At 72.2% G+C, this 21,197-nt stretch carries 10 protein-coding genes; 8 read left to right on the forward strand and 2 right to left on the reverse strand.

The genetic code is table 11. The features are described 5' to 3' along the window. The coding region (locus ACZ4S3_RS35610; protein WP_467942123.1) for a DNA-directed RNA polymerase subunit alpha C-terminal domain-containing protein at positions 1-390 on the forward strand (390 nt) is incomplete at its 5' end. A 358-nt stretch (positions 391-748) separates the two neighbouring features. Here the strand turns inward: ACZ4S3_RS35610 and ACZ4S3_RS35615 are convergent. Continuing rightward, positions 749-1,234, reverse strand: coding sequence for a MarR family transcriptional regulator (locus ACZ4S3_RS35615; protein ID WP_467942127.1), 486 nt, complete (start codon positions 1,232-1,234; stop codon positions 749-751). 80 nt (positions 1,235-1,314) lie between these two features. Between ACZ4S3_RS35615 and ACZ4S3_RS35620 the strand changes: the two genes are divergently transcribed. Genes ACZ4S3_RS35620 through ACZ4S3_RS35630 form a run of 3 tightly spaced genes read left to right on the forward strand, consistent with a single transcriptional unit; the run spans position 1,315 to position 3,616 of the window. Further along, positions 1,315-2,172, forward strand: coding sequence for an NAD(P)H-binding protein (locus ACZ4S3_RS35620; protein ID WP_467942130.1), 858 nt, complete (start codon positions 1,315-1,317; stop codon positions 2,170-2,172). A 26-nt stretch (positions 2,173-2,198) separates the two neighbouring features. After that, entirely contained in the window at positions 2,199-2,756 is a 558-nt protein-coding gene (locus tag ACZ4S3_RS35625) for an anthrone oxygenase family protein (protein WP_467942134.1), read from the forward strand. Positions 2,757-2,767: 11 nt separating this feature from the next. Further along, positions 2,768-3,616 (forward strand): alpha/beta fold hydrolase, encoded by an 849-nt coding sequence (locus ACZ4S3_RS35630; protein WP_467942138.1) that lies wholly within the window; start codon positions 2,768-2,770, stop codon positions 3,614-3,616. 82 nt (positions 3,617-3,698) lie between these two features. Here the strand turns inward: ACZ4S3_RS35630 and ACZ4S3_RS35635 are convergent, their stop codons facing one another. Next, positions 3,699-7,355, reverse strand: coding sequence for a BTAD domain-containing putative transcriptional regulator (locus ACZ4S3_RS35635; RefSeq protein ID WP_467942143.1), 3,657 nt, complete (start codon positions 7,353-7,355; stop codon positions 3,699-3,701). Positions 7,356-7,693: 338 nt separating this feature from the next. On the opposite strand from ACZ4S3_RS35635, the gene fabD reads away from it, so the two are divergent. The 4 genes from fabD (at position 7,694) to ACZ4S3_RS35655 (ending at position 21,156) form a co-directional block, all read left to right on the forward strand. Continuing rightward, positions 7,694-9,271 (forward strand): ACP S-malonyltransferase, encoded by a 1,578-nt coding sequence (fabD, locus tag ACZ4S3_RS35640; RefSeq protein WP_467942148.1) that lies wholly within the window; start codon positions 7,694-7,696, stop codon positions 9,269-9,271. A gap of 94 nt (positions 9,272-9,365) precedes the next feature. Further along, positions 9,366-9,617, forward strand: a complete 252-nt coding sequence (locus tag ACZ4S3_RS35645; protein WP_467942153.1) for an acyl carrier protein — start codon at positions 9,366-9,368, stop codon at positions 9,615-9,617. A gap of 4 nt (positions 9,618-9,621) precedes the next feature. Beyond that, positions 9,622-11,592, forward strand: coding sequence for an asparagine synthase (glutamine-hydrolyzing) (asnB, locus tag ACZ4S3_RS35650; RefSeq protein ID WP_467942157.1), 1,971 nt, complete (start codon positions 9,622-9,624; stop codon positions 11,590-11,592). Positions 11,593-11,607: 15 nt separating this feature from the next. Next, complete coding sequence (locus ACZ4S3_RS35655; RefSeq protein ID WP_467942161.1) at positions 11,608-21,156, forward strand: SDR family NAD(P)-dependent oxidoreductase; 9,549 nt, start codon at positions 11,608-11,610, stop codon at positions 21,154-21,156. Positions 21,157-21,197: the final 41 nt, after the last annotated feature.

Genomic DNA, 21,197 nt, shown 5'->3' on the forward strand with positions numbered 1-21,197 from the left:
GGTAAGACCCTGGTCGAGCTGTTCGGTCTGGCGCGTGAGCTCAACATCGACGCCGAGGGCATCGACATGGGCCCGTCCCCGACGGACGCCGCCCTCGCGGCCGACCTGGTACTGCCGATCGAGGAGCTGGAGCTCACGGTCCGCTCGTACAACTGCCTCAAGCGTGAGGGCGTCCACTCCGTGGGTGAGCTCGTGGCGCGCTCCGAGGCCGACCTCCTGGACATTCGCAACTTCGGTGCGAAGTCGATCGACGAGGTCAAGGCGAAGCTGGCCGGCATGGGCCTGGCGCTCAAGGACAGCCCGCCCGGATTCGACCCCACCGCCGCCGCCGACGCCTTCGGCGCGGACAGTGACGCGGACGCCGGGTTCGTGGAGACCGAGCAGTACTGAACGCTGCGCCGAGCCGGGTCGCGGGGAGCCGGGAAGGCAGAGGAGCCGGCGATGAGGAGGCGGCGCACCGGACGACCACGCCCCCTTTCCTCGAGAGGGGGCGTTTCGTCGGGTCAAGTACCTTGTCCGGGCCCAACCGACCTTCCCGGCGACCCGGGTCTGCAGGGCGAGTGGTGCGGCGGTCTCCGTGGGCCCGGCACGTTGGGACATCGCGCGCTGCGCGATCGGTTGGGCATCCGGGTGATCTCGGCCTCGACCTTCTGAGCTCGGCCACCTCGCATTGCCGACACTCGGACGTCGGCTTCCCCCTCTCCCCGTCGAACAGCGCAGTGAGGCGACCCGGCCTCTGTGGATGCCGTCAGTTGCCGGCCAGCCCCTCGGCCGCGTTTCGCCCGGCGTCGGCGGTACGGCGGAGGAAGTCGGCGAGCCGTTCGAGCTCGGCGTCGTCGTAATCGGCGCAGATCCGCTCCACCGAGGAGTTCATCCCGGCGAAGAGCTCCAGCAGTTCGGCGTTGCGGTCGCGCAGGGCTCGGACCAGGAAGGCTCGGCGGTCCGCCGGGTCGCGGTCGCGGGTCACCCAGCCGGCGCGTTCGAGCCGGTCGAGAACCCCGGTCGTCGTGGCGGCGTGCAGCCCGGCTCGTCGTGCCAGGGCGGTTGGGCTCAGCGGGCCGTGGGTGTTGATGAGGTCGAGGCAGTCCAGGTCGATGTCTTTGAGTCCGAGGCGGGTGCCGACCTGGCGGTTGAGCAGAGTCAGCTCGGCGCCCAGCTCGCGCAGTCCCTGCTTGACCTCGACCGTGGCCCGCCGTCGACGGCGGGCCGCATCCCCAGATGTTACGGAATCCATAATGTACGCCTCTCAAATCAATATGCTACGGTTCTCGTATATTACGGCATCCGAACAACCGGGTGCCGCGGCAAGGGGGCATGGACATGTTCGTAGTGATCGGAGCGACCGGGAGCGTCGGACGCGAAGCGGTGAACCTGTTGCTGAAGACGGGCGAGAAGGTGGCGGCGGTCACCCGGGATCCAGCCGCCGCCCTGCCCGGTGGTGCGCAGGTAGTGAACGGGGATCCGTCCAGGCCGGACAGCCTCACAGCATTGCCGGACGGCGTCGAGGCGGTCCTGCTCAGCCCGCGCGCTGTTAGTGGAGCCGCCGCTGAGCTGCTGTCGCTGGCCGCGGCTCGGGGCGCGCGGCGGGTGGTGGTGCTGTCGGCCGCGACCGTGGAACACCCGGCCGGCCACCGGCGGTTCGCCGACGAGTTCAGGGCGGTCGAGGAAGCCGTCAGGGGCTCCGGCCTGCAGTGGACGTTCCTGCGGTGCGCCGACTTCGCCTCCAATGCGCTGGCCTGGGCTCCGCAGATCCGCACGACCGGCGTTGTGCGTGGCGCCTACGGCGGCGCGGCGACCTCGCCGATCCACCAGCGCGACATCGCAGAGGTGGCCGTACGGGCACTGGTGGACCCCGAGCACGCTGGGCGCGCCTACCTGCTCACCGGCCCACGGTCACTCGACCAGCGGGACAAGGTCCGCCTCATCGGCGAAGCCATAGGCCGGGACCTGTCCTTCCAGGAGCTCGCCCCCGAACAGGTCCGCCAGGCCATGCTCGCCCAGGACCTGGCCGAGGACGTCCCCGACCGGCTCCTCGGCTCCCTGGCCGACTACGCGAACACGCCGGGCCCGTCCACAGACACAGTGGAGCAGCTCCTGGGCCGCCCCGCACTCACCTTCGCCGCGTGGGCAGCCGACAACGCCTCCGCCTTCGTGGCCCCGGCCGGCTCATGAGCCGGCCACAGCAGGGAGGAACGAACGTGCCGAACAGTCCGGTTGCCAAGGTCGTGCGGTGGGCGAGCCTGTTTTTCTCGGGCGCCTTCGCGGGTTTCCTCGTCGCCGTGCTCGTCCTCGAACTGTCCCTGCGGGGCTTCGACCGTCACGTGTACACCCAGGTCCGCCAGGTCGAACTCGATTCGCTGGACAAGCTCGCGGTTGTCACGCTCCTGCCGGCACTGATCACCACGGCATTGCTCGTCGCCTTCACGTTCAAGGCGGGAAGACCCACCCCCTGGTTGATGCTGATGGCCCTTACCCTCCTGGTCGGGATCCTCGCCCTGACGCTCGTGATCAACATGCCCATCAACGCCGACCAGCTCGACTGGAATGTGCAGGCGCCGCCCGCGGACTGGGCGACCGTACGTGATCGCTGGCAGATCGCCCACGGCGTGCGGACGGGAGCGGCCGTGCTCGCGTTCGGAGCCTTGATCGCCAATGCGACGGGAACGTCGCACGGCACCCACCAGGCGACACCGACGTCGCCGCGCCACGGACTCCCCACCGCACCAGAAGATTCCCCGCTGCACCAACGGACATGAGGGAGACCGACATGAGGGAGATCGAACTGTCCGCCGGGACAATCGAATACGAGGACACCGGCGGCGACGGCCCTACGGTTGTGCTCCTGCACGGGCTGATGATGGACGCCTCGCTGTGGGACGGACCGATCGCCGATCTGTCCGCCGACCACCGGTGCGTGGCACCGACGCTGCCGTTCGGCGCGCACCGTCGCGCGATGTCCGCCGACGCCGACCTCGCGCTGCCTGGGGTGGCACGGCTGGTCACGGAGTTTCTCGACCGCCTCGATCTCCACGACGTCACCCTCGTCGGCAACGACACCGGCGGAGCACTCGTCCAACTGCTCATGTGCGACGGCGCCGCACGTGTGGGACGGGCTGTGCTCGTCTCATGCGATGCCTTCGACAACTTCCCGCCAGGACTGACAGGCAAGACGCTCGTGCTCACCGGCAAGCTCCCGCCCCGGATGTTCGGGCTGTTCATGCAGCAGATGAGGCTGCGGCCGCTCCGGCGCCTCCCGATCGCGTTCGGGTGGCTGACCCTGCGCGGAGACGCCGCCACCGCCCGGTGGACGAAGCCGGTCATGAAGCAGCCCGACATCCGCCGCGACGCCGTACGAACACTGCGAGCCGCAGCGGCAGACACCAACCTCCTGCTTGCCGCGGCCGAACGCCTGCCGGGCTTCAAGCACCCCGCCCTCGTGGTCTGGGCAAGCGGAGACCGCGTGATGCCACCCGAGCACGGCCGACGCCTCGCCGAACTCCTCCCCCACGGACGGCTGGTCGAGATAGCAGACAGCTACACCCTCGTCCCCCTGGACCAGCCGACAAAACTCGCACAACTCATCCGGGAGTTCACCCAGGCATCCGACGCAACCTAGGACGAAAACAGCTTGGTATGGCCCGTCGTCCTCCCGGCTCAGTCCTGCTCCCCGGCACGCGCACCGGAACGGTCGCCGCCCCTCACCCAGCCGCTACCGCCTCCGCCGCCCCCCGGCCCAGGAGGTCGTGGAGGAGGCGGGTGGCGGGGAGATCCGGGTGGAGGTAGACGTGTTCGCCGCGCTGGCCGACGGCTGCGAGGAGGGCGTGGAAGGTGGTCTTCGCGTCCTCCGTCCGTCCGGCCCGGTGCTGGGCCTGGCCGAGGAGGCCCAGGTGGAGGGGGCGGCGCAGGTGCGTTCTGGAATTGCGGAGTTCGGCGAGGGAGGAGTGCATCAGGGTGAGGCCGTCCTCCCGTCCGGAGTGGGCGAGGCCCCAGCCCTCCAGCGTGCCCAGCATCGCCTTCCAGTAAAGGAGCCCGTGTTCGTCCGCCAGGCGGGCTCCCTCGGCGCCGGAGGAGTGGGCCGTGCGGGCGTCGCCTTCCCAGGCCGCCACGACCGCGTCCACGTAGAGGGCGAAGGAGCGGTCGGAGGGCCTGCTGTCGTACTCGGTGAGGCGCAGCAGTTCGCGGCGGCGTGCCGTGGCGGTCTTCCGGTCGCCCATGAGCCAGTGGGTGAAGGTGTCGTAGGAGCGGCAGGAGACGCGCGGGTCGTGTTGGAAGGTGCGGGCCAAGGAGTGGTCCTCGCGGGCGTAGCCGTCCGCCATGGCGACGCCGTGCTCCAGCTCGGCGAGCGCCTGCCGCAACTGGCCGCGGATGTGGAGGACGATGCCCTCGCCGTAGGCCGCGCCGAGCACCGCCACGGGCCGGCCGTCCTGGTCGGCGAGGTCCCGGAGCAGGCCGGAGAAGCGGCGCGAGGCGTCGTAGCGGCCGGTCACGAGGTACGACGCGCACAGGGCCCAGAGCACCGACGGGTCTTCGGAGGAGTGGGTGGCCGTGTTGAGGGCCCGTCCGCGGGCGAGTGCCGTCTCGGCCTCGGCGTGGCCGTAGCCCCGGGTGGTGGCCAGCACCTGGCCGAGCTGGACGTGCAGCCGCTGGTCCAGGGAGGCGGCCGAGGGGTCGCCGGGCGACAGCAGGCCGACCAGGTGCACCGCGCGGCGCAGCCAGGTCTCCACCTGTTCGTAGGCGAGTTGCTGCTCGGCCTGCTCGGCGGCGCGTAGCAGCAGGGGAAGCGTTTCGGCAGCCGGCAGGGCGCTCTTGGCGTGCCAGGCGTGGTGGGCGACCTGCTCGATCTCCTCGTCCTCCACCTGCCCGAGCCTGCGGGCGGATATCCCCTCGGCGACCCTCGCGTGCAGCCGCTGCCGGTCCTCGCGGGTGAGCTCGTCGATGAGCGTCTCCTGGACCAGGGCATGGGTGAAGTGGAGCCGTTCCGGGTGGTGGGGGTCCTCGCCGAGCAGCCCGGCGCGGATCGCCGACTCCAGTGCCGCGGCGACCGGTTCGTCCTCGGTGGCGGTGCGATCCAGGAGATCGGTGTCGACCTCGGTGCCGATGACGGCGCACAGCCGCAACACGCGCAGCACCGTCTCGGGCAGCGCCGCGAACCGCTGGTGCAGCGCCTCGCGGACGCCCGTCGGGACACGGGTCAGGAGCACGTCCACCGCGTCGGGCCGGCGCAGGCTACGCGCGTCACCCAGGAGGGAGAGGAGCTGCATGACGAAGTACGGGTTGCCCTCGCTGCGCCGGTGCAGCACCTCGACGACCTCCGCGTCGACGCCGGGTCCGGCCTGGGCGACGACGAGGGCGGCGACGGCGTGCCGGGACAGGCCGCCGAGCCGCAGGGTCTCGGTCCTGGGGCCGCGCAGGACCTCGGAGAGCATGCGGCGCAGCGTCGCGTCGGACTCGACTTCGTACTCGCGGGCGGTCAGGACGATGCCGAGCGGGTGGCCCTGGCTGCGGGTGCTCAGCAGCCTGAGGAGGTCCAGGGAGGCGCTGTCGGCCCAGTGCAGGTCCTCCATGAGCAGGACGAGCGGGCGCTGGGCGGCGAGGGCGAGCAGGACTTCGCAGACCGCGTCGTGGGTGAGGAACCGGGCCTGGCCCCAGTCGGATTCGGGGACCGGTCCACCGGGTCGGACCGCGCGCTCGGGCATCAGCGGGGCGAGCAGGGCGCCGAACGGTTTCGCCGCCTCACGGAAGGCGTCCGGGCGGGTCGTGGACAGCCGCCTGAGGATCTGGGTCCACAGCCAGTAGGGCGGTACGCCCTCGCCCAGGAAGCAGTGGCTCCAGATCACCTCCAGGCCGGCACCGTCCTGGCCGGCGTCACCCTGGCCGGCGCACGCGGCTTCCAGCCGGGGGACGAGTTCGAGGAGCAGACGGGTCTTGCCGACGCCGGCGGGTCCGAGGACGCCCGCCACGTGCCCGTGGCCGGCCAGCGCACTCGCCGCCGCGGCCGTCAGGCGCTGCAACTCCTGGCTGCGGCCGGTGAACGGCGACTGGGCGCCCGGCCCGCCGGGCATCGGCCGTACGGCCTCCAGGCTCGTGCCGTTCTCCGGGGCCTTGTCGTCCGGCGCGGGACGCGCGCTCGGGCATGAATCCGCGGTGGCCGACCGTGAGTCCGTGCCGGTCGGCGCCGGTCGGCACGTGTGCCCCGGCCCGGTGGTGACGCGCGGCGCTCCCGCCCCGCCTGCGGCAGCGCTCCCCGCCCCTCCCCGTCCCACGGGCATGGCGTCGTCCTGGAGACCGTCGTTACAGCCGGCTGCGGCGAAAGGCCCGCCCGGAGCCGCTCCTGCCCTGCCGACCCCATCGGACGGCTCGGCCGCTGCGGGCCGCCCAGGCTCCCGCGCCGCGCGGACGGGCGGGCGCGCCTCGGCCGTTCGCGCCCCTTCGCCGTCGTGGGCCTTCGCGCTCCCGATCACCGGAGCCTCCACCGCGGGCCCGGCAGGTTCGGGGCGACCGGGGCGCGGTCCCGCGGCGGGCCCGCCCGTCCCCGGCTCCTGGCGCAGGATCGCGGTCCTGACCCGCCGGAGTTCGGCGGCCGTGCCCACGCCGAACTCCTCGTTCAGGTGGACGCGGGTCCGTTCGTACACTTCGAGCGCCTCGGCTTGCCGCCCGAGCCGGGACAGGGCCGTCATCAGATGGCCGACCAGGCGTTCCCGCGCCGGGTGGCGACGTGCCTCGCGGTCGAGGCCCGCGGCGACTTCCTGGGCCTCTCCGAGGGCGAGCCGGGCTTCCGCGCAGGACTCCACGGCGGTGAGCCGGACGTGTTCGAGCCGCGAACTCTCGTCGCTGAGCGGGGCGTGGCCGTCGAACTCCGCGTAGGGCGCGCCCCGCCACAGTGACAGGGCCGCCGCGAACCGGTCCCGCGCGGCGAGCGGGTCGCGTCGTTCCAGCAACTGTCGCCCTTCGGCGACCAGGTGCTCGAAGCGGCAGCTGTCGATCAGTTCGGGGGCGAGTTCCAGGACGTAGCCGGGCGCGCGGTGGCGCAGCACGGTGGGGCGGTCCGGCCCGGACGCCGGCTGCAGTGCGCGGCGCAGGTGGGATACGTGGCTCTGGAGCGTGGCGACGGCCTGACGCGGGGGCTCCTCGCCCCACAGCTCCTCGACGAGCAGTTCCGTGGGCACCACGCGTCCCAGGCGTATGAGGAGCAGGGCGAGCAGGGCTCTGCGGCGTGGTGGGCCGAGGGGGAGGTCGTGGCCGTCGTGGCGCGCCGACATGGAGCCCAGAACGTTCAGCAGGAAGGGGGTCTCGTGCGATCCGGCCGCGGGGGCCGGGGTGGTCGGGGCCGGGTTCGGTGTGGGGGATGAAGGCATATCGGTCCCAATCGTTCTCGCACGCGCGATCGTGCTACGGGCGGGTGGCGCGGTGCGGCCGGTGCTCTTCCAAACCGGAGCTTTGCATAGACAACGGGGCGTTCCAAGATCATCTTGGCCGTCCGTAAGCGAACGGCAAGGTCTCTACAGGGGTTTCGGCCAGGTTGGCGGAAACCTCTGCAGAGGATGGCAAGAATCCGCCAGCGTCCCGACCAGGTTGCGGCAAGGAGGGTGCCGCAGGATGCCCGTCATCGGAAACCACCGCTGAACGGGGAGGCCATGAACGCGCCGGACGACTGCCTTGCCATCACCCGAGAACACTGCGCTGCGGGCTCGACGTGAGGGCTTCCGCAGCGGGAACGCCCGCCGTGCTCTTCCCCGGCCAGGGGTCCCAGACCCGCGGCATGGGGGCCGGCCTCTTCGACCGGTTCCCCGAACTGACCGCGCTGGCCGGCGACATCCTCGGCTACGACCTCCCACGGCTGTGCCTGGAGGACCCGGACGGGCGGCTCGACGACACGCGCTGTACCCAGCCCGCGCTCTACGTCGTCAACGCCCTCTCCTACCAAGACTCGTTGGAGCGCGGTGAACCCGAAGGCGCATACCTGCTGGGCCACAGCCTCGGGGAGTACAACGCCCTGCATGCTGCCGGGGCCTTCGACTTCGAGACCGGCCTGAAACTCGTCGTCAAGCGGGGCGAGCTCATGGCCCGCGCCTCGGACGGGGCCATGCTCGCCGTCGTGGGGCCGGACGCGGGTGAGGTGCGGGCGTTCCTCGCCGAGGAGGGTCTGTCGCAGCTCGACGTCGCCAACATCAACACCCCCGTCCAGACCGTGCTGTCCGGGGCCCGTGACGAGATCGAGCGCGCGCACAAGACGTTCGACGCGCGCGGGACCCGGGTCGCCCGGCTGAAGGTCTCGGCCGCCTTCCACTCGCGGTTCATGGCCTCCGCCCGCGACGAGTTCGCCGCGTTTCTCAAGGGCTTCCGGTTCGCACCCTTGCGGGCCACGGTGATCGCCAACCTCACCGCGCGGCCGTACGCGGACCAGGACGTCGCCGCGACGCTGAGCGAGCAGATCTGCGGATCGGTGCAGTGGCTGGACAGCGTCCGCTACCTGCTGGAGCGCACGACCGCTGACCACTGCCGTGAGGTGGGCGGGGGAGGAGTCCTGACCCGTATGGTCCGGCAGATCGACGCGTCCTCCGCCCGCCGGACGCCGCAGCCGCGGCCACGCCTGTTCTGCATCGCCTACGCCGGAGGCGACGAGCGCGCCTACGCAGGACTCGCCGAACACTGCCCGGACGTCGACGTCGTGACGCTGGAACGCCCCGGACGCGGCCGGCGCGCCTCCGAGCCGCTGCTGCGGGAACCCGCCGCGATCGTCGACGACCTGCTCCGTCAGCTGCAAGGCCGGCTCGACGCCCCGTACGCGCTCTACGGCCACAGCCTCGGAGCCCGGCTGGCGTTCCTGCTCTGCCGCCGGCTGCGCGCCGAGCGGCTGCCCGCACCGGCCCATCTGTTCGTCTCCGGGGAGAGCGGACCGGCGATCCCGAGCCGGGAGCGTCACACCTGGGAGCTGCCGACCGACGCGTTCTGGGACCACCTCAAAGAGCTCGGCGGAATCCCGGCGGAGCTATGGGAGCACCCCGACCTGATGGCGTTTTACGAGCCCATCCTGCGGGCTGACTTCGCCGCGCTGGGCGCCTACCGGCACGAGGATGCCCCGCTGCTGGACGTGCCGGTCACCGCCATGGCCGGTGAGGACGAGTGGTTCACCCGGGCCGACCTGGAGGCCTGGCAACGGGAGAGCACCCGGCCCCTGACCACACACCGGTTCCCCGGTGACCACTTCTTCATCCGGGCCCAGTGGCCCGCGCTGGGCCGGATCGTCACTGCCGGGCTCGCGGCCCCCTGACGCCCCGCCGGAACAGCGAAGAGTTCACGCGCGCCGGGCACCGGCACGCGTCCCGAATCGACCGAATCGATCGTCCCGAGGGTGACTGACAGCTATGAAGCAGGAACTCAAGAAGCACATGGAAGAGCGGTTCATGTTCGAGTTCGACTCGGAAATCACCGAGGACACCGACCTGTTCAAGGCGGGCATCCTCGACTCGTTCGGCTACATCTCGCTGATGGCGCACATCGAGGAGGAGTACGGTGTGCCGCTCGGCGACGAGATCCTCGGCAACGTCATGGTCTCGCTGTCCGGCATCGTCGGGTTCGTCGACACCGCCCGCTCGCGGGCCGCCGGGAGCCGGTGACCCGATGTGCGGCATCGCCGGCTTCTACGGAAGCTCCCTGCCCCCGCAGGAATACGAGACCCTGATCCACGGCATGCTCGCCCAGATCGAGCACCGCGGCCCGGACGAGGCGGGCTGCTTCCTCGACGACCGGCTGGCCATGGGCACGGTACGGCTGAGCATCATCGACCTGTCCACCGGCTCGCAGCCGGTCGGCAGCGCCGACGGCCGCTACTGGCTCTGCTACAACGGCGAGCTGTACAACTACCGGGAGCTGCGCGAGCAGCTGACCGCCCGCGGCTTAGCCTTCCGCACCGAGTCCGACACCGAGGTCGTGCTCAACGCCTGGGTCGCCTGGGGCCTCGACTGCCTGCCCCGCTTCAACGGCGCCTTCGCGTTCGCCCTTTACGACACCGTCACCGGCGAACTGCACCTGGTGCGCGACCGGTTCGGCAAGCGGCCCCTGTTCGTGGCGCGCCACCGCGGCGCCTGGCTGTTCGCCTCCGAGATGAAAGCGTTCCTGGCCTACCCGGACTTCAGGTTCGCCTTTGACGAGGCGCAGCTGGCATCGGTCTTCGCCACCTGGACCCCGCTGCCCGGCCAGAGCGGATACCGCGGGATCGAGCAGATCCCCATGGGCGAGTACCTGTCCGTGCGCGGCGACGAGGTCCGGCGCGGCCGCTGGGCCACGCTCGACCTGGCCGCAGGCCCTGCCCCGGAGAGCGAGCAGGAGGCCGTCGAGCTTGTCCGCGCGGACCTCGAAGCCGCGGTCGACGTGCGCCTGCGCAGCGATGTCGAGGTCGGCGTCTACGCATCCGGCGGCCTGGACTCCTCGATCATCGCGCACCTTGCCGCGCAGCGGACGAGCCGCCCGCTGCGGACGTTCTCGATCGAGTTCGAGGACGCGGAGTTCGACGAATCGGCCGAACAGGCCGAGCTGGCCGCACACCTGGGCACGCGCCACTCCACCGTGCGCGTGACCGACGAGGACGTCGTCGACGCCTTCCCCGACGCCGTCCGGCACGCCGAGGTGCCCGTCTTCCGCACCGCCTTCGTCCCCATGTACCTGCTGGCAGGCCACGTCCGGAGCGAAGGGATCAAGGTGGTGCTCAGCGGCGAGGGCGCCGACGAGGCTTTCCTCGGCTACGGCATCTTCAAGGACACGCTGCTGCTCTCGACCTGGCACGAGCTGGACGACGACACCCGCCTGCGCCGTATGAGCAAGCTCTACCCGTACCTGCGCCACTTCAGCGGCGAGGACGGCCACCGCCGGATGCTCGGCCTCTACCGGCAGTTCACCGAGGAGACCCTGCCCGGCCTCTTCTCCCACCAGATGCGCTTCCAGAACGGCCGCTTCGCCGCACGCCTGCTCAAGAACGCGGGCGACCCCTTCGCGGCCCTCGGGGAACTCGTGGCCGGCGAGCCCGGCTACGCACAGCTCACCCCCGTGCAGAAGGCCCAGTGGCTGGAGTTCCGCACGCTCCTGAGCGGCTACCTGCTCTCGACCCAGGGCGAGCGCATGGCGCTGGCCCACGGCGTGGAGAACCGCTGTCCCTTCCTCGACCCCGCCGTGGTCCGCCGCGCCGCATCGGTCAACCTGCGGTTCGGCGACCCCTACGACGAGAAGTACCTGCTCAAGCGCGCCTATGCCGACGTGCTGCCGGAACGGATCGTCAAGAAGGGGAAGTTCCCCTACCGCGCCCCGGACAGCGCCGCGTTCGTCCGCTCCCGCCCGGACTACCGCGAGCTGCTGACCGACCCCGGCACCCTCGACGAGATCGGCGTCCTCGACGCTCGCTTCGTGCAGCGGTTCACCGACCGCGTCTTCGACAGCCCGCCCGAGGAGATCGGCACGAAGGAGAACCAGGCCTTTGTCTCCTTGGCGTCGACGGTCTGGCTGCACCACTGGTACGTGCGCGGCAACGCCCGCCGCCGGGCCCCGCTCGGGGTCCCCCTGTACGTCGTCGACCGGCGCAGCGGCGCCCTGTCGGCCTAGGACGGAGAACGCGCCATGAAGAAGGAGAACGGCGTCCTCGCCGACGACCGGGACATCGCCGTCATCGGCCTGTCCCTGCGGTTGCCCGGCTCGCGCACGCCCGAGGAGTTCTGGAGCCACCTGGCCGAGGGCCGCTCGCTCATCAGCGAGGTCCCGGAGCGCCGCTGGCGCAAGGAGGACCACCTCGGCCACCCGCGCCGCGAATTCAACAAGACCAACAGCGTCTGGGGCGGCTTCGTCGACGACGCCGACTGCTTCGACGCCGATTTCTTCCAGATCTCCCCGCGCGAGGCGCAGTCCATGGACCCGCAGCAGCGGATGGCCCTGGAGCTGAGCTGGCACGCCCTGGAGGACGCCGGTTACCGGGCCGACCGCGTCGCGGGCTCCCGCACCGGTGTCTTCATGGGCGTCTGCCACTGGGACTACGCCGAGCTGATCGAGCAGGAAGTCGAGGAGATCGACGCCTACTACCCGACCGGCGCCGCGTACGCGATCATCGCCAACCGGGTCTCCCACCACTTCGACTTCCGCGGCCCGAGCGTCGTCAACGACACGGCCTGCGCCGGCTCGCTCGTGGCCGTGCAGCAGGCGGTACAGGCGCTCCAGGCCGGCGACTGCGACCTCGCGCTCGCCGGCGGCGTCAACCTGACCTGGTCGCCACGGCACTTCATCGCCTTCGCCAAGGCGGGCATGCTCTCGCCCGACGGCCTGTGCAGGGCGTTCGACGCGAACGCCAACGGCTACGTGCGCGGCGAGGGCGGCGGCATCGTGCTGCTGAAGCGGGCCGCGGACGCCCGCCGCGACGGCGACGCCGTCCACGCCGTGATCAAGGGCATCGGCAGCAACCACGGCGGGCGCACCAGCTCGCTGACCGTCACCAACCCGGCCGCACAGGCCGAACTGATCGCCGGCGTCTACCGCAAGGCCGGCATCGCACCCGAGACCGTCACCTACGTGGAGACCCACGGCCCCGGCACACCGGTCGGGGACCCCATCGAGATCCGCGGCCTCAAGCAGGCCTTCGCCGATCTGGGCGCGGACCGGCCCGGGGAGGCTCCGGCCCACCGGTGCGGCATCGGCTCCGTGAAGACCAACATCGGCCACCTGGAAGGGGCCGCCGGCATCGCGGGCATGCTCAAGGTCATCCTCGCCATGCGCCACCGCAAGCTGCCCGCGACGGTCAACTTCCGCAAGCTCAACCCCCTCATCAACCTGGACGGCAGCCCGCTGTACGTCCTCGACCGCCTCACCGACTGGAACGCCGAAGGGTCCGCACCGCTGCGCGCGGGCGTCAGCTCCTTCGGATTCGGCGGGACCAACGCCCACGTCCTGCTGGAAGCCGCGGACCTGGTGGCCGCCACCGAGGACGCCGGCGAGCAGTGGCTTCCGGTGTCCGCCAAAGACGAGGACCGGCTCCGCGAGACGTGCGCCCGGCTCGCCCGCTGGGTCCGGACCCGGATCGAGCAGAACGACACCCCGTCCCTGACCGATGTCGCCCGCACGCTGCGCGAAGGCCGGGTGCCCCTGCGCGAGCGCGTGGTGTTCCGCGCAAGCGGCATCGCGGAGTGGGCGGCACAGCTGGAGAGCGTCGCCGCGGGGGACGAGTCGCCCGCGGACTGCCCGCATGGCCGGGCCGGAACCCAAACCCCCGACGGCCTGGACGCGGACGACCTGACGGCCCTGGCCGAGCGCTGGCTGGAGAAAGGCCGGTGGGACAAGTTCGCGGCCGCCTGGGCCCAGGGCCTGCCCGTGGACTGGGCACAGTGGCCCGAGCGCGGCCACCGCGTGCACGTGCCCGGCTACGCGTTCGCCCGCACGCCGCACTGGTTCCAGACGGCCCGGACCAAGACGACCGGAGAGCCGGAGCGCAGCGCGACGACCATCGCTCCCGCCGCGCTCGGCGAAGGCGAGCACGAAGGCGGCAGCTGGACCTTCCCCCTGCACTTCGACGCCACACAGGGATTCGTCCGCGACCACCTCGTCAACGGTGCACGGATCGTGCCGGGCGTGGTGGCCCTGGAACTCGTCACCGTGGCAGCCGGAATGGCCGCCGTCGCAGGCGCCCAAGCCGGGCTGACGCCCCGTATCCGCAACGCAGTGTGGATCCGCCCGCTGCTCGTCGGCGATACCGGGCTCACCCCGCAGCTCCGCCTGACCCCCGCCGCCGGCGGCTACGACTACGCGATCACCGACGACCACGGCACGCAGTACACCAGCGGCCGGGTCGAGTACGGAGAGGCCGCCGCGGCCGAGCAGTCGGACCCGGGCGCGCTGCGCGAGCGGTTCCCCCATCGCGTCGACGTCGCAGAGGGGTACGCCGCGCTGCGGTCCAGCGGCATCGAGCACGGCCCCGCCCTGCGTGGACTCCACGCCCTGCACCGCGGTCCGGACGGCCTGCTGGCTGAGCTGCGGCTCCCCGCAGATGCCCCGGACGGCATGGCGCTGCAGCCCGCGATCCTCGACAGCGCCCTCCTCGCGGCCCTGGCCCTCGGCCCGGCCGACGGCGGCTGGCGCAGGCCCGCCGCCCCCGCGGTGCCGTTCGCACTGGACCGCCTCACCGTGCACGCCGCGACGACCTCGACGATGTGGGCGTGGCTGCGGCCGGCCGGCAGCGGCACGGCAGGCGGTATGGCCGCAGCCGACATCGAGCTGTTCGACGAGAACGGCCGGCTGTGCGTGACCTTCACCGGCTACACGTCGAGGGAACTGCCCAGCGCAGAACCGGCAACAGCCCAGGCCCCGGAAGGGGAGCTCCTGGAGGTCACCGGCGTCTGGGACGAGGCCCCTGCCCCGGCCCCCGCAGTCGGGCAGGCCACCCCGGTCGGCCCGGTGACGGTGCTCAACGCCGCACTGGACGACGGCCTCGCAGCGGCGAGCGCCGCGCGGCTGGGCATGGACATCCGGCAGCTGGCGGTATCCACCGATGCCGCCGAAGCCACCGATGCCGTCGCCATGAAGGCGGCGTTCGACGCCTGCTACCCGCAGGTCCAGCAACTGCTCGGTCAGGGACGGCAGGTGCTCGTCGTCGCACCGGGCGCCCCGGACTCGCCGGTGTACGCCCCGCTGGCGGCGCTGCTGAAGACCGCACAGCAGGAGAACCCTTCCTTCAGCGGCAGGCTGGTGCTCCTCGACGCCTACGACCCCCGCGACGCCGACCGCTTCGAGCGCGTCGTCCGCGCGGAGGCAGGCGCCGGAGACCACACCGAAGTCGCCTACGACGCCCAGGACCGCCGAGCGGGGCACGGCTTCGTGGAACTTCCCCCGGGCGAGGCGGGGGAGAGCCTGCTGCGCGACGGCGGCGTCTACTGGATCACCGGGGGCGCCGGCGGACTCGGCCTGCTGCTCGCCGAGCGGCTCTGCGACCGCCACCGCGCCTCGGTCGTCGTCAGCGGCCGCTCGGCGAACAGCCGGGCCGTCGAGGCACTGCGGGCCCGCCTGTCCCACGGCGAGGTGACGTACCGCCGCACGGACGTCACGGACGCGGACGACGTGCGGGACGCGGTCGCGGACATCCGCGCGCGGTACGGACGGCTCGACGGTGTGTTCCACGCGGCCGGCGTCCTCGACGACGGCTACCTCGCGAGCAAGCCCCTCGCGGGCACCGCCGCCGTACTCGCGCCCAAGGTGGACGGCGCCACGTACATCGACGACGCGACGCGCGCCCAGGGCCTGGACTTCCTCCTGCTGTTCGGCTCCGTGGCGGGCGCCTTCGGCAACGCCGCGCAGGCCGACTACGCCGCCGCCAACGCCTTCCTCGACGCGTTCGCCGCACGACGGCAGGCCGCCGGCAGCGTGACCCGCTCCGTCGACTGGCCGCTGTGGGCCGACGGCGGCATGCGCGTGGACGGCGCCAGCCTTGCCTACCTGCGCAAGCGCACCGGGACCGTGCCACTGCCGAGCGAGACCGGCCTGGACGCACTGGAGCGCGCACTGCACTCCGACGCGCCGGTCCGCCGCGTGGTGCTCTTCGGGGAGCGGTCCAAGCTGCGCGGGTACGCGGGCCTGGACCGCGTCGCGAAGCCGGAGCCGCGCCCGTCCGGGGTGCAGCGGAACACGGCCGCGCCGGCCGTCCTGGACGAGAGCGAACTCGTTGCCCGTACGCAGGACCTGCTGCGGAACCTGTTCGCCGAGGTGACCCTGCAGGACGCGGAGCACATCCTGGCCGACGAGAAGCTGGAGACCTACGGTATCGAGTCGATCTCGATCGTCGACCTGACCAGCAGGCTGGAGGACACCTTCGGGTCGCTGCCCAAGACGCTCTTCTTCGAGTACGTCGATCTGCAGGGCGCGGCCGGCTACTTCGTCGCCGAGCACCGCGAGCGGCTCCTCGAACTCTTCGCCCCCGAAGTACGCGCGCTCGAGGAGCCCGCGCCGGAGGAGCCTGCCCCGCAGGGGCCTGCCGTCGAGGAGCCGCCTGCGGCCGAACCCGCCCCAGCCGTCCGGCCGTCCGTGGCCGCCGCCCCGCGCGCCCTCGCGGCCCGGGCCAACCCGGACCGCCACGACATCGCGGTGATCGGTATGGCAGGCCGGTACCCGGGTGCCGACACCTTGGAGGAGTTCTGGGAGCTGCTCAGCGAGGGCCGGCACAGTTTCGAGCCCGTCCCGGAATCGCGGTGGCGGCACAGCGACATCTACTTCGACGAGCGTGACGTCGACGGCAAGACCGTCGTCAAGACCGGCACGTTCCTGCGGGACGTCGAGGCGTTCGATCCGCGCTACTTCAACATCTCCCAGCGCGACGCCGAGCTGCTGTCCCCGGAGGTCCGGCTGTTCCTGCAGGCGGGCGTGACCGCCCTGGAGGATGCGGGCTACTCACGCGAGACGCTGCGGCGCCGCTACGACGGCGACGTAGGCGTGCTCGTCGGCTCGATGAACAACAGCTACTCGCTCTACGGCTTCCAGAACATGCTGATGCGCGGCACCGCGACCAGCGGCAGCGAGCTCGGCGTGATGGCGAACATGCTGTCGTACCACTACGGCTTCACCGGGCCGTCCGTGTTCCTCGACACCATGTGCTCCTCGGCGTCGGCGTGCGTGCACCAGGCGGTGCGTATGCTGCGCGGCGGCGACTGCCGCATGGCCGTCGTCGGCGGCATCAACCTGATGCTGCACCCGTACGACCTCATCTCGACCTCGCAGGCGCACTTCACCACCAAGTCGGCCGAGGTCGTGCGCAGTTACGGCCTCGGCGCCGACGGCACGATCCTGGGCGAGGGCGTGGGCACGCTCGTGCTCAAGCCGCTGGCCGAAGCCGTCGCCGACGGCGACCACGTCTACGGCGTGATCAAGGGCAGCGGCATGACCAACGCCGGGGTCCGCAACGGCTTCACGGTGCCGAGCCCGCAGCAGCAGGCCCGTGCCATCGAGAAGGCGCTCGACGACGCCGCCGTGGACGCGCGCACGATCAGCTACCTGGAGGGCCACGGCTCGGCGACCTCCCTCGGTGACCCCATCGAGATCAAGGGCGCCGCCCTCGCGTTCGGCCGCGACACCCAGGACCTGGGGTTCTGTGCGCTGGGCTCGGTCAAGTCCAATGTGGCGCACCTGCTGTCCGGATCCGGCATGGCCGGCCTGACCAAGGTGCTGCTGCAGCTCAAGCACCGCACGCTGGCGCCCTCGCTGCATGCCGGGACGCTCAGCTCGGCGATCGACTTCGAGAAGACGCCGTTCGTGGTGCAGCGCCACCGCGACACCTGGCGGCGCCCCGTGGTCGGCGGAGCGGAGGTACCGCGCCGGGCGGGCGTCACGTCCATCGGCGCGGGCGGCATCAACGTGCACATCGTCGTCGAGGAGTACGACGGGCAGGTCGTCGCCGCACCGGACAGCGGGCGCCCGCGGCTGCTGGCGTTCTCCGCCATGACGCCCCGGGCCCTGCAGACGGTGCTGCGCGACATGCACGAGCACGTACGCACGACCGCACCGGGCCTGGACGCCCTCGCGTACACCCTGCAGACCGGCAAGAACGAACTGCCGTGCCGACTGGCCTTCGTCGCGGACGACATCGCGGGCGCGCAGACTCGCCTGGCCCAGCTGTCCGCCGTGGACTTGGCGGCGGAGTCGCCCGCCGTCCCCGCAGGCGTGCACTTCACGGCGAGCACGCTGCGGCGCCGGCGCACCGCCGACGCGGCGACCGTCGAACGGGCCCTGCGCGACGGGAAGCAGGCGGAGCTGGCGCAGCACTGGGCGGACGGCGCGAGCGTCGACTGGGACCGGCTGTGGCCGGCGGGAAGCCGCCCGGCCAAGCTGTCGCTGCCCGCCTACCCCTTCGACAAGGTGCGCTGCTGGTACCCCGAGGACGACGACGCGCCCAGCGTGCTGCGGCCGCTCGCCTTCGCCCGGCGCGCGCACCCCTGGGTCGGCGTCAACGCCTCAAACCTCAACGGCGTGTGCTATACCCTCCGGCTGCGCGGGGACGAACTCCTCGACTACGTCTACACCGTAGGACGCAAGCGCCGTTACGCCACTGTGGCGCTGCTGGACGCGGCACTGGCGTTCGCGCGGCTCGCCGGGCTGGAAGGGCCGCTGCGGCTGCGGAACGCGCAGTGGGCCGCACTGCCGTCGCCCGCGGACGCCCCCGAGACGTTCACCTGGCGGCTGGGCACGTCCGGCGACGGCGTGCATCGTGTCGAGCTGTGGCACGCCGACGACGCCACGCTCCGGTTCGCCGCCGACGTCGTACCGTCCGCGCCTGCCGAGGACGCGTCGATGCCGCAGGTGCGCAGCGCGCCCGCGACCCTCGGCCGGGACGACTTCTACGCCGCGCTCGGCACCGCGGGCCTCGACGCCCGGCCGTACGTGCGCAGCGTCGAAGGGGTCACGGAACTGGACGCCCACCGGCTGCTCGTACGGGTCGCCGAACCGGCCATGTGCCAGGACCCGCACAAGCAGCACGTGCACCTCCCGGCCTGGTTGCTCGCCGGGCTGGCCCAGGGTGTTCAGCACGCCTTGGGCCGGGCAGACACCGCCGTGGTACGGGTCGGATCCGTGCAGGGCGAGCAGTGGGAGCGCACTCGGGCGATCGTGCTGGCGCAGACGTCCGATGCCGTCTTCCATGCGGCATTCCTCGACGAGGACGGCCGGGTGCTGGGCCGGGTCGAGGACGCCGAGTTCACCGCCGGCGACCTCCGGCCGGCACTTCCCGGCAAGGCCGGACGGGCACCGGCGGCATTGCCGCAGGCGTCGCGTCCGATGCTGCAGACGCCGGCTGGTACGGGGGAGCGGCAGCAGCCGCCGGCCGTGCAGCCGCCGGCCGAGCCGTCCGTGACCGTTCCGGCGGTCTCGGACGGGCAGGCGGCGCTCGTCGCGTCGCTGCGCGAGACCGTCGCCGACCTGCTCAAGTTCGACCTGGCCGACATCGACCTCGACACGCACTTCCACGCGTACGGTTTCGAGTCCATCGCGCTGGCCAAACTGGCCTCGGAACTCAACGGCATCCTCGGCACGGACCTCACCCCCGCCGTCTTCTTCGAGTGCCCCGACATCCGCAGCCTCGCCGAGCACCTGCAGGGCCGCTACGGCCCCGAGCTGACCCTCCCCACGGTCGCCGACGCACCCGCGCCGGTCGCCGCCACCCGGCCGTCCCCGGTGCCGATGCCGGCACCCGGGCCGGACGACGATGCGGTGGCCATCGTCGGCGCTGCGGGACGGTTCCCCGGCGCGGACGACCTGGACACCTTCTGGCAGCGGCTCCGCGCGGGCGAGGACCTGATCACCGACTACCCCGGCGACCGCTTCGACGGCCCCTACGCGGACGTCGTGGCGCGGGCGGACTTCCCGAAGTTCGCCGGCCGGATCGAGGGCGTGGACCGCTTCGACGCGGACTTCTTCCACCTGTCGCGGCTCGAAGCGGAGCTGATGGACCCGCAGCACCGCCTGGCACTGGAGACCGTGTGGGCCGCGCTGGAGAACGGCGGCTACGCCCCGGCGCGCCTCCCCGGGAACACCGGCGTCTACTTCGGCGTCTCCGGCAGCGACTACCACCACCTGCTCAACGCCAGCGGCGTGGCACCCGACGGCTTCACCGCCACCGGCAACGCCCATTCGATGCTGGCCAACCGGATCTCCTACGTCCTGGACGTGAACGGGCCGAGCGAACCCGTCGACACGGCCTGCTCCAGCTCGCTCGTCGCGCTGCACCGCGCCGTCGAGAGCATCCGGTCGGGCCGGTGCGACATGGCCATCGCGGGCGGTGTCAACCTGCTGCTGAGCGTGGACACCTTCGCCGCGACGCACATGGCGGGCATGCTCAGCCCCGACGGCCGCTGCAAGACCTTCTCCGCCGGCGCGGACGGCTACGTCCGTGCCGAGGGCGTCGCCGCGGTGCTGCTCAAGCCGCTCGCCCGCGCGCGGCGGGACGGCGACGCCATCTGGGGCGTCGTCCGTGGCAGCGCCGAGAACCACGGCGGCCGCGCCGGTTCCCTGACAGCCCCCAACGGCACGGCGCAGGCCGTGCTGATCCAGGACGCGATGCGCGGCATCGACCCGGACAGCATCGGCTACGTCGAGGCGCACGGCACGGGCACCGGCCTGGGCGACCCGGTCGAGGTCAACGCCCTCGCCAGCGCCTACCGCGCGTTGCGCACCGCCGAAGGCAGGCCGCCGCACGCGGCCCGGCCGTGCGCCCTCGGCTCGGTGAAGACCAACATCGGCCACGGGGAGTCGGCCGCAGGCCTGGCCGGAGTGCTGAAGGTGCTGCTCGCCATGCGTCACCGCGAGCTGCCGCCGAACCTGCACTGCGACCAGCTCAACCCGCACCTGCCGCTCGACGGCGGATTCGAGGTCGTACGCGAACTGCGCCGCTGGGAGCCGCACGCCGACGCCACCGGACGGCCGTGGCCCCTGCGGGCCGGAGTGAGCAGCTTCGGCTTCGGCGGCGCCAACGCCCACGTCGTCCTCGAAGCACCGGCCGCAGCGTCCGCAACGCCCGCACCGGCGGAGCCGGCCCGCACGACCGCCCAGGCCATCGTGCTGTCCGCCCGCGACGGCGAGCGGCTGCACGCCACGGCCGGACGACTGCGGGACTTCCTCGACCGGGCGCGCCGCGACGGACACGCCCCGGACCTGGCTGATCTGGCGTTCACCCTCCAGGTCGGCAGGGAGGCCATGGAAGCCCGCCTGGGCTTCGTCGCCGGAAGCATCGGCGACGTGCTCGGCACGCTGGACCGGTTCCTCGCGGGCGACGAGCCCTCCGGCTGGCACACCGGCGGCATCAGGCGGTCGCGTGGCGCCGGCGTGCGGCGCGAGCCGGAGCAGGCTCCGGAGGTCACCCGGGCCCTCCACGGCGGACGGCTCGACCGAGTGACGGCCCTGTGGTGCGACGGAGCCCCGGTCGACTGGCAGGCGAGGCATCCCGCGGGCGAGCGCCGCACCGTGCGGCTGCCCGGGTACCCCTTCGCCCGGGACCGCTACTGGGTGCCCGCGGGCGGCGGAGCCCCCCTCCCGCCGCCCACGGCACCCGTCCCGCCCCCCGCGGCCGAGCCCGCGTTCGAGACCGATGCCCGTGCGGCGCTGCTCGACGCGGTCCTCGACGGCCGTGCCGGCCCGGACGCCCTGAGCAGGATCTGACGCCTCCCCCTGCCTCCTCCCTGGACCGGGCGGCCCGGCCG

It is taken from the genome of Streptomyces sp. NPDC028368, assembly GCF_055565615.1.

What these genes read in the sequence shown, in the direction of transcription:
- ACZ4S3_RS35620 (WP_467942130.1), top strand. Translation starts at nt 1,315, where the DNA reads ATGGACATGTTCGTAGTGATCGGAGCGACCGGGAGCGTCGGACGCGAA.
- ACZ4S3_RS35645 (WP_467942153.1), top strand. Translation starts at nt 9,366, where the DNA reads ATGAAGCAGGAACTCAAGAAGCACATGGAAGAGCGGTTCATGTTCGAG.
- ACZ4S3_RS35630 (WP_467942138.1), top strand. Translation starts at nt 2,768, where the DNA reads ATGAGGGAGATCGAACTGTCCGCCGGGACAATCGAATACGAGGACACC.
- ACZ4S3_RS35655 (WP_467942161.1), top strand. Translation starts at nt 11,608, where the DNA reads ATGAAGAAGGAGAACGGCGTCCTCGCCGACGACCGGGACATCGCCGTC.
- asnB (WP_467942157.1), top strand. Translation starts at nt 9,622, where the DNA reads ATGTGCGGCATCGCCGGCTTCTACGGAAGCTCCCTGCCCCCGCAGGAA.
- ACZ4S3_RS35615 (WP_467942127.1), bottom strand. Translation starts at nt 1,234, where the DNA reads ATGGATTCCGTAACATCTGGGGATGCGGCCCGCCGTCGACGGCGGGCC.
- ACZ4S3_RS35635 (WP_467942143.1), bottom strand. Translation starts at nt 7,355, where the DNA reads ATGCCTTCATCCCCCACACCGAACCCGGCCCCGACCACCCCGGCCCCC.